15 protein-coding genes are annotated in these 15,653 nt (G+C 48.3%); 6 read left to right on the top strand and 9 right to left on the bottom strand.

From position 1 onward, the window contains the following. Position 1: 1 nt before the first annotated feature. From codB to FC652_RS08340, 5 genes are all read right to left on the bottom strand, one after another. On the bottom strand, positions 2–1,240 hold the full coding sequence (codB, locus tag FC652_RS08360) for a cytosine permease (protein WP_176298210.1): 1,239 nt from the start codon (positions 1,238–1,240) through the stop codon (positions 2–4). Positions 1,241–1,526: 286 nt separating this feature from the next. After that, positions 1,527–2,429 (bottom strand): GyrI-like domain-containing protein, encoded by a 903-nt coding sequence (locus FC652_RS08355; protein ID WP_176298209.1) that lies wholly within the window; start codon positions 2,427–2,429, stop codon positions 1,527–1,529. Positions 2,430–2,902: 473 nt separating this feature from the next. Then, positions 2,903–4,249 carry a magnesium transporter gene (locus FC652_RS08350; RefSeq protein WP_176298208.1) on the bottom strand — a complete coding sequence of 449 codons (1,347 nt, stop codon included), beginning with the start codon at positions 4,247–4,249 and terminating at the stop codon, positions 2,903–2,905. A gap of 140 nt (positions 4,250–4,389) precedes the next feature. Beyond that, positions 4,390–5,613, bottom strand: a complete 1,224-nt coding sequence (locus tag FC652_RS08345) for an HlyD family secretion protein (RefSeq protein ID WP_176298207.1) — start codon at positions 5,611–5,613, stop codon at positions 4,390–4,392. Continuing rightward, positions 5,610–5,939, bottom strand: coding sequence for an MFS transporter (locus FC652_RS08340; protein ID WP_176298206.1), 330 nt, complete (start codon positions 5,937–5,939; stop codon positions 5,610–5,612). The genes FC652_RS08345 and FC652_RS08340 overlap by 4 nt, the downstream gene beginning before the upstream one ends. A gap of 106 nt (positions 5,940–6,045) precedes the next feature. Here FC652_RS08340 and FC652_RS08335 point away from each other — a divergent pair, with 106 nt between their 5' ends. After that, positions 6,046–7,056, top strand: coding sequence for an AraC family transcriptional regulator (locus FC652_RS08335; RefSeq protein WP_176298205.1), 1,011 nt, complete (start codon positions 6,046–6,048; stop codon positions 7,054–7,056). Here the strand turns inward: FC652_RS08335 and FC652_RS08330 are convergent. Beyond that, a complete protein-coding gene (locus FC652_RS08330; protein ID WP_176298204.1) occupies positions 7,053–7,724 on the bottom strand; it encodes a pyridoxamine 5'-phosphate oxidase family protein in 672 nt (223 codons plus the stop codon). The genes FC652_RS08335 and FC652_RS08330 overlap by 4 nt on opposite strands. Positions 7,725–7,840: 116 nt before the next feature. Here FC652_RS08330 and FC652_RS08325 point away from each other — a divergent pair, with 116 nt between their 5' ends. Continuing rightward, complete coding sequence (locus FC652_RS08325) at positions 7,841–9,298, top strand: PLP-dependent aminotransferase family protein (RefSeq protein ID WP_176298203.1); 1,458 nt, start codon at positions 7,841–7,843, stop codon at positions 9,296–9,298. A 12-nt stretch (positions 9,299–9,310) separates the two neighbouring features. Beyond that, positions 9,311–10,072 carry a class II glutamine amidotransferase gene (locus FC652_RS08320; RefSeq protein WP_176298202.1) on the top strand — a complete coding sequence of 254 codons (762 nt, stop codon included), beginning with the start codon at positions 9,311–9,313 and terminating at the stop codon, positions 10,070–10,072. 13 nt (positions 10,073–10,085) lie between these two features. On the opposite strand, the gene yjeH is transcribed toward FC652_RS08320, so the two are convergent. Continuing rightward, positions 10,086–11,339, bottom strand: coding sequence for an L-methionine/branched-chain amino acid transporter (gene yjeH, locus FC652_RS08315; protein ID WP_176298201.1), 1,254 nt, complete (start codon positions 11,337–11,339; stop codon positions 10,086–10,088). A gap of 255 nt (positions 11,340–11,594) precedes the next feature. On the opposite strand from yjeH, the gene FC652_RS08305 reads away from it, so the two are divergent. From FC652_RS08305 to FC652_RS08295, 3 genes are read left to right on the top strand one after another with little or no spacing between them, the layout of a single operon-like run. Beyond that, complete coding sequence (locus FC652_RS08305; RefSeq protein WP_172572769.1) at positions 11,595–12,044, top strand: Lrp/AsnC family transcriptional regulator; 450 nt, start codon at positions 11,595–11,597, stop codon at positions 12,042–12,044. A 2-nt stretch (positions 12,045–12,046) separates the two neighbouring features. Beyond that, positions 12,047–12,988: a LysR family transcriptional regulator gene (locus FC652_RS08300; protein WP_176298199.1), complete on the top strand. Its 942-nt coding sequence runs from the start codon at positions 12,047–12,049 to the stop codon at positions 12,986–12,988. A gap of 57 nt (positions 12,989–13,045) precedes the next feature. After that, entirely contained in the window at positions 13,046–13,660 is a 615-nt protein-coding gene (locus FC652_RS08295; RefSeq protein WP_026050675.1) for a LysE family translocator, read from the top strand. A gap of 85 nt (positions 13,661–13,745) precedes the next feature. On the opposite strand, the gene FC652_RS08290 is transcribed toward FC652_RS08295, so the two are convergent. Together FC652_RS08290 and FC652_RS08285 are read right to left on the bottom strand one after the other, a co-directional pair. Further along, positions 13,746–14,219: a peroxiredoxin gene (locus FC652_RS08290; protein WP_011081694.1), complete on the bottom strand. Its 474-nt coding sequence runs from the start codon at positions 14,217–14,219 to the stop codon at positions 13,746–13,748. Positions 14,220–14,448: 229 nt separating this feature from the next. Then, positions 14,449–15,645, bottom strand: coding sequence for a DEAD/DEAH box helicase (locus tag FC652_RS08285; protein ID WP_176298198.1), 1,197 nt, complete (start codon positions 15,643–15,645; stop codon positions 14,449–14,451). Positions 15,646–15,653 lie beyond the last annotated feature (8 nt).

Raw genomic sequence — 15,653 nt, 5'->3', positions numbered from 1 at the left:
CTTACGCTGGCAGTTCGGCCAGTCTCTTTTTATTTAGAATAGGATTGAGAATCAGGTAGCTGATTGTGCCGCCGAGTACCGCGTTGATAGGTACTACACCTGGAAGGAAGTGACCTGCGGCCACTCCAATCGCTACAGCGATAATGCCAGCCCAGTTGACGGTTTGGAACTCTGCTGCGGCGAAATTGGAATAACGTTTACGGTTGATAAAGAAATCCGCAATGATGACGCCACCAATGGGTGGAATGGCAAGCGACAGGAAGGTTAACCAGCCGACAAAGTTATTGTACAGCCATAGTGCGCATAACGTGCCGACCAAACCGTTCACCATGGAGATGTATTTGCTTGGCAAGCCTGTGATGTTAGAGAAGCCTAGACCGGATGCGTAAAGCGCGTTGTCGTTGGTGGTCCAGATATTCAAACCAAGCACAATGATCGCCGGGATAAGCAGACCTTGCGCAATCATCACTTCGGAGATGTCGGATTGACCAGTGACTGCCGCGCCCGCAGCACCAAAGATAAACATCAGTGAGTTGCCGATAAAGAATGCCACCATAGTGACCATCACCGCGCCTTTTGGCTTTCTGCCGAATCGTACGAAGTCTGCGGTCAGCGTCCCTGCACTGATGAAAGAGCCAACCACCATGGCGAGAGCCACAGAGAAGTCCAGCGGTTGCGCAGGTTGTACTTTTTGTAGTTCAGCCACACCACCCACGCTGTTTACCGCTTCTACTACCGAGTATCCGCCGAGTAACGCAATTGCGGGTACAGCAATGGCAGATAACACCATCAGCGCAGAGATACCGAAGTAAACCGTCGCTGTCATTAATAGACCAGAAATGATGATGAGGGTATTGGTATCAATGCCTGTCGCTTTGTTGACTGGAATCGCAAACATCGCCACGCCAACACCAAACCAACCGACTTGTGTACCACCAAGCAGTGCTGAGGGAAGCCAAGAGCCTTTAGAGCCAAAAGAGAAACGAGCAAGAAGGTGAGTAGAGAGACCAGTAGAAGCGCCGATGTAACCTAGGAAAGAAGTGTAAATACCGAGGATGAGGTTACCAATGAGAACAGCGAGGAAGAAATCGTTAAATGAGAGTCCAGTACCGAGTGAACCGCCCGTCCACATACTCGCGGAGAAGAAAGTGAGCCCTAACATCACCATGGTTAAAGACGCAACGCCTTTTCTGGCTGAGTTGGGAACCGGGCCCAAACTGAAGTTATTATCGGCCGCCATTTTTACCTCCACGATACAATAGAATAGTCATTATAGACCCAGATTTTGGGTAAACGGCGCGTATTATGGTGATGAAAATGTTGGTGTCAATCGCGTTTTTGATAATAAAACGTTTGCATTTGATTTTTTTGTTTTTTGTTCAATAAAAACAAATGGATGGGATTTTAATATATTAAAAAATAAAGAATGGTATCGCGTTTGCTTTATTGTTTGCTTTTATGATTTATCTAACATTAATACGCTTTGCTTGTGAGCATGGGTGAGCAGCCGCTCACCCACTTTCGATCTAGGCTGTGACGGCAGTGCAGAAACTGACATCCGCGTGCTGGGTCTGTGGATCATAGGAATGATACAGCTCAAAGCAAGGACGCTCATCCGACTCTAAGCCACGCTCGACAAGCCGTGCCATCAACTCGTCCCACGCGGTGGCATATTGCGCGTTATCGGTAATGGTTTTACGGATGAACGCGTACTCACCGCCAGGAAAGTCTTTGATTTCGATCTCTCCATTGCCCTCCGCCTTTTCACAGTTGAGCAAGCAGATGTCCGTTCGACATTTGTCCGCAGGGGTAATCTCAGGGTTATCGTGATAAATGAAAATACAGGTGTTGCCCGCCAAACCACGCGGTCCTGCCCATTGATATAACTTTTGTGTTGCTGGTTCGTAGTTTTTGCCGTACTCACCAGTGACACGAATATAGGCAATTTTACTGGCTGGGAATGTTTGAATATCCATTGTGCTACTCCATGTTTGTGATTCCCCTCCAGTGTATGAGGGTTCAGTGAATGCTTCGTGTCCATTCTTGCGCAGCGTGTGTCCTATCTTGCTCTCTTGTAGCACCAGAGCAAACTGTTCAAGCGTTTCACACTGTCGAATCTGTGAGGGCGTAAGTCCAAAATGCTGCCGAAATGCTTTCGCTAAGCTTTGCGAGCTGGAGAATCCATAGTCTAGCGCTACCTCAGTCACGCTGGGTTTACTGTAAAACAGCAGATTGGCAATCTTTTCCAGTCGAAGGCGACGCAAGTATTCATTAAGCGTCTCACCAGTGACCGCTTTAAAGATGCGATGGAAATGGTAAGGAGAAAGGTGGGCCAAACGAGCCACTTCTTCTAGGTTTAGAGGCGTGTCAAAGTGGTTCTCGAGATAGCGAATCACAGGGATCAAACGTTGTTGATAATTGGTTTTCATAAGCATGACGGATGGATTGCAATGATGGATTTTGAATAATGAATCTCTCGATAGCCTAAGAGAATTTGACAAAGAAAGGAAAGTGTTTCGTAGGGAAGTTAGAGCAGATAGATAAAAAAAGAGCCAACCGCAAAAGGTGCGATTGGCTTATATATTTGTGAACAAATCAAGTTCACTAACAACGTCAGTTGGCTAGGTGACCCTCGGCTTAATAAGGGTCAATTTTATATAAGCAGAAAGCGTGCCAACTTTGTTTTGTCTTAAAAACCGCGTTTTTAGCTGGGTTTCTGTGACAATGGTTGCTTAATGGAAAATGTCCTTTGCAAAATGAAAATGCAATATGCGAAACATAATTAAAACGCTATTGATAGGTTAATGTAATAATTGGGCAATAAATGTACTGTTTTTTCTTCACTCAATAAAAAACGGAAGACGAAGCTTCCGTTTATCAGCGAGTTGCAGGATGAAGTGCTTTACAACATGACCAAGCTGGCTGTGCCGAGAAAGGCAAAAAATCCGACGACGTCAGTGACGGTGGTCAGAATAACCGACCCCGCTAATGCGGGATCAAGCTCCAGTTTATCGAGGATGATTGGAATCAGCACACCGAACATCGCAGCGGTAATGATGTTGACCACGATAGCAAGCGCAATGGTGCCACCAATAACGGGTGATTGGAACCAAAGCGCGGCTAATCCACCGATGATCACCGCCCATAAAAGGCCGTTAATGGCACCAATACCAAACTCGTTTTTAAATAGCGCAAAACGGTTGCCTGGGGTAATTTGGTTTAATGCCATGGCACGAACCATCAGCGTGAGTGTTTGACTACCGGCAATGCCGCCCATGGAAGCCACAATCGGCATCAATACTGCCAGCGCCACCACTTGCGATATCACGTCTTCAAACAACCCGATAGTGACGGAAGCAAGGATAGCGGTCAGCAAGTTGATGCCGAGCCAAACGCCACGTTTTTTAGAGCTTTTGACCACAGGAGCAAACAGGTCGTCCCCCTCATCCATACCAGTACCGGCCATTAAACGCGCTTCGTAAATCTCCCTTTGCGTGGTAAGGGCGAACTGCCAATCCACTTCGCCAATCAGGGTTTGGTCTTCATCAACAACCGGAAGGGCTGGCAACGAGCTGTGCTCGACGGCTTCGACGGCTTCCGCCAGTGCCATCTTGCTGCTTAGCAGAATGACCGGGTCAATCACCAGATTTTTTAAAATGGTACTGCCTTCACTACGCAGAATTTCGTAGTAATTGACGACGCCACGAAACTGTTTCTTTTTGTTGATAAGATAGACTTGCTGTGGTGTATCAAAGCTGTATTTCTCCATCAACCGTCTTGCACGGTCAACCGAGATATTAAACGGGAGAGTAATGATCTTTCGCTCTGCCCAGCGGCCAAGCTCGTCATCACCATACTGGTTTGCAAGATCGAACAGCTCTAGCTCTGATTTTTCAATCAGAGAAAGGGCTTCATTGATGATCTCTTCTGGCAGAGAGTCTGCCCATTCGATCAACGATAAGTTGTCTAGCTTGGCTAGCGTTAGCTTGAGTTCAATTTCTGACAAGGCATTGATGACGGAATAGCGTGCGTCGGCACGCATGTCGGTCAACACATCAATGTGCATTTCCAGTGGCAGAGCACGCCACAACCGAACACGATCATCGACAGGTTGCGATTCTAAAATTAAAGCGATGGAACCCGATTCTAAGCCAGAGTCGATAGAGTCATTAAGCAAAACAACCTGTTCGGCATCTTCTGCTTTCGCGATCTGCTCAATCAGTAAGGGTAGATCCTGATATTCACTCACAAAGTATCCCCCGAAAAAATAAAAACGAAAAAATTATAATGTTCGATAAGGTACTGGAAAGCGCAGTGAAATCAAAGCGTACAGAGGAAATAAAGTGATTGGGCGGTGAAAGTAAGGCCGTAAAATACGGCCTTGAGTGTTTAAATGGAATAAAAGAAGTAAAGTTGTGACTTCATGCGGATAATGATGCCGCGGATCACATCGAGAAACGCGAGGAATCCGATCGGTTTTTCACCGCTGACCCATGCCAAGCCCACTGAGCCGACAGGCAAGTCGTAGCCTTCTGGTTCATCAATTTTTAAACGCACAAAGTGATGTTTGTTGGCGAGGTTTTTACCCGTGGTCATTCGCACTGAGTCATCCCAACCGAGCAGGTTGCCTTGTGCTTCTCCAGTCGCCTCGACAATGCCTTCGACTTCCGCAGAGAAAATTTTTCCGGGGTAGACCGAAGAGGCGAACTCCGCCATTTGTCCCGGTTTGACATTGCGAATGGCTTGGTGATTAACACGCATCAAAACGTATTTTTCGTTGGTGTACATTTGCAGCCTTGGCATCATCGAAACACGTTGCCCTTCACGCAAAATGAAGTTGGTGACAAAGCCATCGGCTGGTGCGTAAACCAAGGTACTGTCGAGCTCCCATTGCGCTCGCGCGACTTGCTCTTTCGCTTTGGCAAGATCCGCCGTGCGGGTTTCGACGGCTAATTCTGCTTTGGTAATGTCGAGTTTTGCGCGGCTTGCATCGACTTCTTTCTTCTTTAAAGAAGATTGCAAAGTGACGATGTTCTGTTTAGCCAGCTCCACTGCCGTTGTCTGCTTGTCGATGTCATTCTGCGTGATGGTGTTCTTCACCACTCGGTTTTGTTCGACGTATCGCGTTAAGGTTTTGGCTTGTAACTGATGGTCGGCCTTCGCTGCTGCCAGCTGACTTTTTGATGTCTCAAGATCTTGCAGCGCCGCCTCATAGCTCGCCTGAGCAATGGCGATGTCTTCCTGCGCCACTTTAAGTGCCACTTGCGCGGCTTGGCTTGTCACTTGGGCTTGGTTGAGCGCAATTTGAAAGGGGGTGTCATCCAGTTGATAGATGAGTTGGCCTTTATGGATTGCTTGATTGGGCGAAATGTAGATTTTCTCAACTTTACCGTTGACGTTGCTGGAGTCCGGGCGCAATTGAATGTGTGGCGATTGCACCACTGAGCCGCCAGAGATATCCATCGGCGTAAAGTTAATCAGCCCGACCCACACAAACATCAGCCAAGAAACACCACCTAGGTAAGCAAAAGCTTTTGTCCCTTTGTTCCAAGGCATACCCACCATGCGCAGCAAGTAGATGAACAGCGCCCATACCGCTAAACCTTCAATCATTGCGCGTTCTCCTCTTGAGTGACTTCGCGTTCAGGCGTGCCTTTCCAAGTATCACGCAGGTGAATAATCGCTTTGTCCATATCGACAAAAGCGAGGATGACGGCCAGTACCCATACCCAATGCCACAAAAATCCAATCCAGGTGAGGGCGGTAATGAGTCCAATTTGATGGTGATCTTTGCTGTGTGCTTTGTTGATCGGAAGCTCGTGAATCTTCCAAAAACCAAATCCAGCTGCAGCGACGCTTGCGATTAAAACAAAGGTCGCGACAACATGCAGTGCCGTGTCTGCGCCTGTTCCAACAAAAGGGACACTAAGTAGACTCATTCATTTCTCCTGTAATCTTTTCGCGTCATTGTGTTCAGGATTTGAAAGTCGTCTTTATTTGTGACAGATTAATTCAAAATTTAGCTTTAATTGATGCGATCTGTTTATGGATATCAAATCGGTGCGTTTCATCCGTGCTATTTCTATAGTGAACCTCTACTTCAATGCGAAGCAGAAGTATGGTTTGGACGAGGGGCAATTGATCATTCCTCACTCCGTGTTTAAGCAACCAATGAACCTGATCCCGCTTTCTGAAGTGAACCGTATGTACGCCCAGTTGGAGCAGGCGACCGAACCCGATTTCATTCTTAATTTGACCAGTGAAGTGGACATAGCAAAATTTGGCGCGGTAGGGCGTTGGCTGTTTTCAGGGCATGATCTCTCCACAACCATCCGACGCATCAACTACGGCGTTAGCTGTCTGCAATCGGGGGCGTTTTTGGCGGGCGCTCAGATTGGCGCTATCGTCAAATGGACATACGACAATCCTTTTGTTCACACCGATGTGAAAGTTCACGACAGTATTCGCATCGCGATATTTATGACCAAAGTATTGCGAGAACACCTTGGCGAAGACTTTTGCCCAAAACGGGTGATGATTTCGGGCTCACGACAAAACCGTCAGCGTTATCAAGATTTTTTTGGTTGTGAGATCGGTTGGAATCACAAGCGTACCGAAGTGTGGCTCCATTCTGACGAGCGTTTGGCGGTTAGGCAGAAAAAACCAATAGCCAACAAGCGGCTGGCAATGAACTTTGCTGATCTGGATGATTTACTCAACATGCCGGTGCCAGATGATGAGCTAAAATCGATCTACGAGCTGGTCAACTACAGCTGTCATTATGGTTTACCAACGCTTCACCGAGTTGCTGAATTGATCTCGATGTCAGAACAGCAACTGCAGCGGCGATTGCATGCACTAGGGCTCAATTTTTCGACGGTTTGTGGATATGTTCTTAGTAACCAAGCGGTAAATGCGCTTGCTCAAGGGGTTACCATTGAGGACATTTCTCGGCGATTAGGTTATACCAATATTGCTAGCTTCAACCGCATGTTTAAGAAACATCGTGGAGTGACGCCCAAAGAGTATCTACAGCGCTTCCACGATGTTCGTTAATCGTTCAATGGGGCAGAAAACCATCGTTTGCCATACGCTGATGCGTAATCCGGCGATAGAATTTGGCCCGCTTGTTCATCCACACCCACTAATGGCCCGACAACGGTTCGGTAGGGTAAAATGCCCGCCCAAACGGGACGATCGAGATCGCTGCTATCGTCATTGACACCAAATGCACTGATTTTTACCGAAGCTTCTTCCAACCCGATGGCGAGCAGTTCGGTGGCATTGAGCTCTTTTTCGTTACTTAAGCGAACCTGCTCGGTGCGACCAGGGGCAATCTGCTCAATAAAATGATTCAACAAACGATCCTTTTCTGCATTCTCTTCTATCACATTAAATTGACCAAAAACCACTGCGCTTCGGTAGTGGGCACTGTGGTGAAAGGCAGAGCGTGCCAACACCCAGCCATCAAATAAAGTAAAAGTGAGGCAGGTATTTTGCCCTGATCTCAGCGCTTTGATTAAGCGGCTGTTTCGCGCGCCATGAATATAGACTTGGTTGTCGACACGCCAAGCAAGCATCGGGATGACAATGGGTCCGGAGGCATCCGAAATGGCGATGTGAGCAATCAAGCTTTCATCAATGATCCGATGTAACTGCTCGACATCGTGTACTGCTTTACGTGCCGCTTTTTTAATTTGAGTCCTGTCCGTTGCTGACAACATACTTCTCTCCCTTTCGTGCGAAGTGCTTAGATGACACGAACAATAAAGACAAATTGGTCTAGCTATAAGGTCCAATTTTGATTTATGTTTAGATCCAATTGGAAAAGGGACTGACCATGCTACCGATTGAAATCGGCGATCTGACACTGACGCCCAAAACAGGTGTTTTACAGCAAGATCTTTACAACGCCATTCGAGAAAAAATCACGCGCGGACTTTGGAATAAGCAGGGGCGCTTGCCTGCCACACGTAAGTTAGCTCAGGCGCTCAATGTGAGCCGCAACACCGTCATCGCGGCGTACGAACAACTCAGTGCGGAGGGTTACATTGAAAGCCGTGTTGGCGCGGGCTACTACGTTACGGTTGAGCTACCAGAGCACTATCTGGGAGAGATGGCGACTTCACCAGCCCAAGAAAAGCGCATGGCAGCCTTCGCGGCAGAACCTGAACCCATCAAGATCAACCGAGCCTTTGCGCCCGGCGTGCCGGATCTGGAAAAATTCCCGCTGCATGAATGGCAAAAATATGTACAACGCCAACATTCGCGGCGCACCATCTTAGGCAATCAAATCGTCAAAGGGGATTACGCCCTCAGGTGCGCTTTAGTGGATTACCTGGCGTCGAGTCGCTCTGTTAAATGCCAAGCTGAGCAAATCATCATTACCTCTGGCGCACAGCAGGCCTTAACCATCGCGCTGATGTGCGCAAAAGAAGCAAGCGATCCACTGTTAATGGAGCAACCGGGTTACAGCCAAATGCGCAAAGTGGCCCGCTTATTGGGCATGCCGATGGAGCCCCTTAACGTCGCAGTGAGAAGCGGCATTGAGGTTGCCGATGTGCTCGCTTCTGAATGTCGTTTTGTCTACCTGACGCCGAGCAATCAATACCCAATGGGTACCACCTTAAGTACTGAGCAAAGAGTGCAGATCATCGAGTGGGCCCGAGTGAAACAGCGCTGGATCATTGAAGATGACTATGACAGCGAGTTCCAGTTTGCTCATCGCCCCTATACCAGCTTGCAAGGGCTAGCCAGCCAAATTGGTGCCAGTGATCGCGTTATGTATATTGGTTCATTTAGCAAGATCATGTTTAACGGTTTGCGACTTGGCTACCTTGTCTTGCCCCTTGAACTGGTGGATAGGGGCTGCGAAATCAAAGATGCCTTGAGTGGCGATTCGCCTACGCATACTCAGGCTGCGTTGGCGGAATTTATTGCCGATGGCGCGTTAATGCGTCATATCCGTAAGATGCGCCGCCTCTATACGCAGAAGTACCAAACGATGGTGGCGAGCATTGAACGTCATTTTTCTCAGCGCTTGGAAGTGATCAGCCAAGCCGCAGGGCTGCATGTGACCGTACGTTGGTTCCAAGGGCCTTCGGAGCATCAGTGGGCCGCCGCAGCTTTAAGCCAAGGCATTGTGATTCGACCTTTAAGCTATTATGAAAGTGAAGCCTGCGCGCCACGAGATTGGCAGGGCGCGGTATTAGGATTTGGTAATGTGGCAGAGGAAGAGATTGACGCCAAGCTCGCTCTACTGGCAAGCTTGTTTGTGCAAATATCGTCCCATCAATAAGGAAGCAAATTTATGTGTCGCTGGTTGGCCTACCAAGGAGAGCCTATCTATCTCGACAAACTGGTTTATGAGCCAGAACATTCATTGGTGCATCAGAGTCTTGAAGCAAGAAAAGCGGTCACCCGCGTCAATGCCGATGGTTTTGGTTTAGGTTGGTATACCGAGCGGGCAACGCCAGGTCAATTCCATGAGGTGCTTCCCGCTTGGGGGGATGAAAATCTGCGTTCATTAGCGCATCACATTCGCTCTCATCGCTTTATGGCGCACGTCCGTTCATCGACAGGCACTTCGGTATCCCGCTCCAACTGCCACCCATTTATCCTCGAGCAATGGATGTTTTTGCACAATGGTCAGATAGGTCAGTTTGCTGCGGTGAAGTTTGCTTTAGAGCGATTACTGCCTGAAGTCATTTATCTCAAACGTCGCGGAACCACTGACAGCGAGTTGATCTTTTTGTTGATGATGAAAAATGGGCTTCAGCATGATCCCTTAAACGCCATTCGACAGACGATTGACGAAGTGAATCAAATCATGCAGGAAAAATCGATCACAGAGCCGTTTAAAGCGTCGATGTGCATCTCAAACGGTGACGAGTTTTGGGTGGTAAGATACGCTTCGGCAGGCGACCCACCGACGGTGTTTATTCAAGATTGCCAAGATTCGATCATCCTCGCGTCGGAACCATTGGACGGCCAGTGTCGCTGGCAAGTGATTGCACCCCAAACCATCACCCACATTCAAGGTAGCGCGGTGACTAGCTATCCGATCGCGTAACTTATTGGCTGAGTTAAACCGACTCAGCCTTGTTCATTTGCTTTTTCGCTTGTAGAAAAAACAGAGCAAAAACGCTCAGTGCATACAGCATTGACCAACCAAGACAAACAAACACCAACGAGCAGAGTATCAATGAGACACCGGCAAGCCACTTAGCATGGCCATTGAGCAGTTTGAAGGCGGCCAGCATAGCAAGCAGATAGACTAAGACAAAAACGCTGTTGGCCAATTTGAGGAAAAACTCTAAATCGAGCCCAGAGATTTCGCCAACAAGACAGGCGAGTGCCAAAACCAACCCCACCACTAAGGTTGCGTTGATGGGCACACCGCGACGGGAAATTTTTGCCATTTTTCCACTCGGATTATGTTCTCTCGCTTGCGCCCAGATCATGCGTGAGAGGCTTTGGGTATAGAGATTGATGCTGGCAAAACAGGCCGAAAAGCCAATCACGCTGATCAGAGTTTTGACTTGCGTACCAAACAGTTGCTCACTTAGCCAAGGGATCGAAGCACTGTCAAACTCAGCACTACCGTAAGCGCCAAATTTGAGTATCACCACCGAGCATGCCCAGTACGTCACACCAGCGACAAAACAACCAATGACGATGGCGATGGGAAAATCGCGTTGTGGATTTTTAAACTCTTCCCCCATATGAGCAAAGGCTTCGATGCCGACAAAGCACCAAAACATCACCGCCAGTGCTGCGCCAATAGGCAGGAGCGAGTCGCTGGTAAGAATGGGCATGTGCAAATCCTCGACACTGACTTCCCCGCGCCATAAGAAAGCGCCAACAAGCGTGAAGATAGCCAGAGCAATCAGCGTTTGTAAGTGTCCGGAAGAGCGTGCGCCGAGCAAGTTGACCGCCACTAATAACGCAACGGTGATCAACTGAGCCATCAAGGCGTGATTGAGCGCGCTAGGCAGTAACTGCTGCAAAAAGCCAGCGGCGAGCGCAATCGCAGCGGGAACCCCGACGGGAATCACTGAAACAAACAGCCATGCCACCGCGCTTTCTAAGCGTTTATCAAACGCTTGGCGAACAAAATAAGCCGTACCACCGGCGTTGGGGTAGCGTTTGCCAAGTTGAGCAAAGGTGAGGGCCACAGGGCAAATAAGCACAAACAGAAACAACCAAGCCCAGAGGGAATATTGACCGGCAATACTAGCGGCGATGGCGGGGATCATAAACAATCCGGTTCCCATCAAGGTGGTGGATAACTGGCCAATTCCTGACAACAGTGTAATTTCTTGTTTGAGTTCACTCATGACACGCTCCCTGTGCCGCTTCCATAGAAAATGAATAATTATGAGAATGAAAGCGTTAACCAAGCATATCGACTTTTGCAGAAAATGGCAGCTAGCAAAGTGATGTTGCGCACCGACATTTTGACGCTTTTGTTGTTAATTGCCGTCAAAGTGACGGTTAGGGCAAGCAGAGTCAAATTGATTTTCATTGCTTCACTAATTGAGCGTTGTGAGTAGAATGGGAGAGAGATTAGGGACGCTAACCACAGAGAAGAAATGGATAAATTTGATAAACAACTCCTCACCATACTGAGAAACGATGCGCGTAGCTCGGTGACTGACATGGCGAAGGCGGTCAATCTGTCGCGTTCTGCCGTGACGGCCAGAATCAAAAAGTTGGAAAGTGATGGGGTGATCTTGGGTTACCACGCCGATATCGCGCAGGAGAAGGCCAGCGAAAAAATCGCCGCCTATCTGGCGTTGAAGTTTGATACTTCGGCTTCGAGCCATCATTGCGAAGCGTATGCCAAGGAAATTTATCTTATCGATGGGGTGAAATGGTGCCACGCGATCAGTGGTGAAACGGACATGATGCTCTATGTGGAGGTGACGACCATGACACGGCTGAACCAGATCAGAGAGCAGTTACAAGCCTTCCCAGAACTGAAACACGTTATTACTCATACGGTACTGACGGAGTTCTTTAATACCACCAAAGTGTCCTGATTATGCTCAACAACATCAATCTCAATTTACTGCGTTCTTTGCTCGTGTTGCTCGAAGAGTGTCATGTTAGCCGAGCGGCCGACAGATTACACATTACACAGTCTGCGATGAGTCGGCAGTTGGCCCAGTTACGAGAGCTGTGCTCTGACCCTCTGTTGGTCAGAGAAGGTAACCGACTTGTTGCTACGCCACATGCCGAAGCGTTACGGCCTAAATTAGTGCAGTTACTGAGTGAGTTTGAACATCTCTTTGATCATCAGGCATTTAACCCGCAAGACTGGCAGGGGCAATTGGTGCTTTCGTCGAGCGATTATGTTGCGCAGTTCATTGTACCGACGCTCTCTCGCGTTCTGATAGAGCAGGCCCCGCGTCTGACATTGTCCTACCGGCTTTGGCAGCCACAATATTTAGACAGCTTGCTCGACACGGGTATTCATCTGGCATCGACCATGTTGCCCTCTCCTCCCAAAGAGCTTTCTTACACGAAAATCGGCGAAGACTACTCGGTGTGTGTGATGCGTCAAGGCCATCCGCTGTCAGGCAAAGCGGCGTTGAGCTTGGAAGACATGCTGCGCTACTCGCACATTAAAGTGACTGGCGGCGGTGACAAGGACTCCGCGACCGATAGTGTATTAAGAAAGTTGGGCAAAACGCGTCACATTGCATTACAAGTGCCTTTCTTTTCCGCTGCGGTTAACGTCCTGATTCAAAGCGATTACATGATGGTGGTGCCTGAGCATATCGCAGTGAACTTGGCGAAGAGCCAACCTATTTGCCATTATCCATTGCCGTTTGACACGGAAATTCATCAATATTGGCTAATGTGGCATCCCAAATACGATCATGACTCAGCCCATCGATGGGTACGAGAAAAGGTCACCCGCGTCATGCTGAGTTGCGAGTATTCAATCGGTATGATTTCAAATCATGGCGATCATGATTAAGTTTGATTTCAGTTCATTTAAATATTGGCTTACTGTGAATCATCACAGGAGAAGATTATGACATTCACAGTTTGGTTATCACTTTTTACGATCTGCATTTTGGGCGCGATGTCGCCGGGGCCAAGTTTAGCGATTGTCGCTAAGCATGCGTTAGCGGGTGGGCGAGCGAATGGTTTGGCCACCAGTTGGGCACACGCTTTTGGCATTGGGATATACGCTTTCGTGACCTTAATTGGTTTGGCGGTGGTGTTACAGCAATCCCCACTCTTGTTCAAAACCATTAGTTACGCAGGTGCGGGCTATTTAGCCTACTTGGGTTACAACGCGTTGCGCTCTAAAGGCGGTGTGGCGGCCAAGTTGGAATCGGGGGAGCAAACGACAGTTTTGCAGTCGGCCAAAGAAGGCTTTTTGATTTCTATTCTCAGTCCGAAAATCGCGCTGTTTTTCATCGCACTGTTTAGCCAGTTTGTTGCGCTGGGGAATGAGTTGAGTAATCAAGTGATTATCGTAGCGACGCCATTTATCGTTGATGGCCTCTGGTATACCTTTATCACCTTGGTGTTATCGAGCTCAAAAGTGGTGGACAAAATTCGCTCCAAAGCACAGTTGATCGATCGCCTGTCAGGCGTGGTGCTGATTTTGCTGGCAGCGCGTGTGGTGATGACGGTGTAATCGCCGAGTAATCGTTAGCTACCGATGAGCAACCAGAAAAAAACGCAAGCGTCAGAGCTTGCGTTTTGTTTTGGACTTATGCGGCTTAAAGCGCTGCAAGAATCGTTTCAGCGTTACTCACTTCAAATGATTTAGGCGCTTCCACATTGAGGGTTGTGACCACGCCATTGTCGATAATCATCGCGTAGCGTTGAGAGCGAAGGCCACCAAAACCAGCGGTATCCATTTCCAAGCCAAGTGCTTTGGTAAAGCTCGCGTCGCCATCCGCCAACATCAGAATTTCTTCCGCATTTTGTGCTTCACCCCAGGCTTTCATCACAAACGCATCGTTGACAGAAACGCAGGCAATCAGATCGACGCCTTTCGCCTTAAGTTGATCGGCCAGTACGATATAACCCGGTAAATGTGCTTCTGAACAGGTTGGGGTGAACGCCCCAGGTACGGCGAAAAGCACGACTTTTTTGCCAGCAAACAGCTCTAAAACAGGGTGGTGGACCATTCCCTCTTTGGTCAGTTGGCTCAATGTAGCGTTAGGTAAAGTTTGGCCTTGAGCGATCATGTTATTGTCCTTATTTGACGAATTGAGTTCTCAAGCAGTGTAGTACGAAATCAACAAGTTAAAAACGGATGAAAAGCGGGGTTAATCGACATCTGAGATGTTTTTCGCGCCGTGTGGTTGGCAAGCTTATTGTGTGAAGGTGAAGCAATGACGAAATAAGATGGAGTTCATCGCTTGAACGGCTCGCGGGAAGCGTCGCTCAAGCGATGATAGGCAAGGGTCTTAGCGACTAGGCCTGTCTTGGTTCTCTTTTGTGTTTAGGCACATAATTCAAAATAGAAATGGGCACCGCTTTCTTTGGTGTGAATCCTTCCACTTCTCGGCGCTCAAGCAAGTGTCCGAGACGGCTCTCAATCATGCATAGGTTTTTGAAGTTATCCTTTGAAACCAATGAAATCGCTTCGCCCTTGGCATTGGCACGACCGGTACGGCCAATTCGGTGGACATATTCATCGGCAGGGAAAGGCAAGTCGTAGTTCACCACGCGTGGGAGTGCTTCAATATCGATACCACGAGCAGCCACACCCGTTGATACCAAGTATTTGATTTTTCCCGCTTTAAAATCTTCCAGCAGTTGCTCTCGCACCGCTTGGCTGCGGCCACTGTGAAACGCTTCGGCCACGATGCCTCGTTTTTCCAACTGAGAGGCCAGCTTGGCGGCTCCATGTTTGGTCTCAATAAAAATCAAGGTTTGATCCCACTGATTTTCTGTGATCAAGTGACTGAGCAAGGCCGATTTTTGGTCTTTGTCTACGGTAATGATCCACTGTTCGATGTTCGACTTTGAGGCTTGATTCGCCGCAATGCTGATCTCGAACGGATTGTGAATGGCGCTTTTGGCCAGATCACGCACTTTATTCGAGAGGGTGGCAGAGAACAGCAAATGCTGAATGTTTTCAGGCAAGCGATCGAGGATCTTATTGATGTCATCAATAAAGCCCATATCGAGCATGCGATCGGCTTCATCAAGCACTAACATCTCGATTTCTTCGAAATAGACGGCGCGTTGACCGTACATATCCAGCAGTCGTCCTGGCGTGGCGACAAGAATATCTAAACCTTCAATTAAGGCTTGTTTTTGTGCTTTTTCGTCAACGCCACCGAACATGGCCAATGAGCGAAGTGCTAGGTTTTGTCCATACTGCTTAATTTTTTCGTCGACTTGGATCGCCAGTTCGCGTGTTGGAACCAAAATAAGGGCGCGAATACGCTTTTTCTTTTGTGTTTGACCATGACGCAATTTCTCAAGCATTGGCAGAACAAAACTGGCGGTTTTACCTGTCCCCGTTTGCGCCGCAGCAATCAAATCTTGGCCTTCGAGAATGACAGGAATGGCTTGGGTTTGAATGCGAGTGGGTTTTGGGTAGCCAAGGGTATCAAGGGCGTCAGTGAGCGATGCACACAAACCGAGTTGAGTAAAGGACATAGTAAATC

The sequence above is a fragment of the Vibrio sp. 05-20-BW147 genome, assembly GCF_013369385.1.
In the GTDB taxonomy this organism is placed as follows: Bacteria; Pseudomonadota; Gammaproteobacteria; order Enterobacterales; family Vibrionaceae; genus Vibrio; species Vibrio floridensis.
This window is presented reverse-complemented; position numbering and strand designations above follow the sequence as displayed.

Excerpts from the sequence above, each read along its gene's own strand:
- FC652_RS08335 (WP_176298205.1), top strand. The coding sequence starts at position 6,046 with ATGGATATCAAATCGGTGCGTTTCATCCGTGCTATTTCTATAGTGAAC.
- FC652_RS08345 (WP_176298207.1), bottom strand. The coding sequence starts at position 5,613 with ATGATTGAAGGTTTAGCGGTATGGGCGCTGTTCATCTACTTGCTGCGC.
- FC652_RS08305 (WP_172572769.1), top strand. The coding sequence starts at position 11,595 with ATGGATAAATTTGATAAACAACTCCTCACCATACTGAGAAACGATGCG.
- yjeH (WP_176298201.1), bottom strand. The coding sequence starts at position 11,339 with ATGAGTGAACTCAAACAAGAAATTACACTGTTGTCAGGAATTGGCCAG.
- FC652_RS08295 (WP_026050675.1), top strand. The coding sequence starts at position 13,046 with ATGACATTCACAGTTTGGTTATCACTTTTTACGATCTGCATTTTGGGC.
- FC652_RS08285 (WP_176298198.1), bottom strand. The coding sequence starts at position 15,645 with ATGTCCTTTACTCAACTCGGTTTGTGTGCATCGCTCACTGACGCCCTT.
- FC652_RS08290 (WP_011081694.1), bottom strand. The coding sequence starts at position 14,219 with ATGATCGCTCAAGGCCAAACTTTACCTAACGCTACATTGAGCCAACTG.
- FC652_RS08355 (WP_176298209.1), bottom strand. The coding sequence starts at position 2,429 with ATGAAAACCAATTATCAACAACGTTTGATCCCTGTGATTCGCTATCTC.
- FC652_RS08300 (WP_176298199.1), top strand. The coding sequence starts at position 12,047 with ATGCTCAACAACATCAATCTCAATTTACTGCGTTCTTTGCTCGTGTTG.
- codB (WP_176298210.1), bottom strand. The coding sequence starts at position 1,240 with ATGGCGGCCGATAATAACTTCAGTTTGGGCCCGGTTCCCAACTCAGCC.
- FC652_RS08320 (WP_176298202.1), top strand. The coding sequence starts at position 9,311 with ATGTGTCGCTGGTTGGCCTACCAAGGAGAGCCTATCTATCTCGACAAA.
- FC652_RS08325 (WP_176298203.1), top strand. The coding sequence starts at position 7,841 with ATGCTACCGATTGAAATCGGCGATCTGACACTGACGCCCAAAACAGGT.
- FC652_RS08340 (WP_176298206.1), bottom strand. The coding sequence starts at position 5,939 with ATGAGTCTACTTAGTGTCCCTTTTGTTGGAACAGGCGCAGACACGGCA.
- FC652_RS08330 (WP_176298204.1), bottom strand. The coding sequence starts at position 7,724 with ATGTTGTCAGCAACGGACAGGACTCAAATTAAAAAAGCGGCACGTAAA.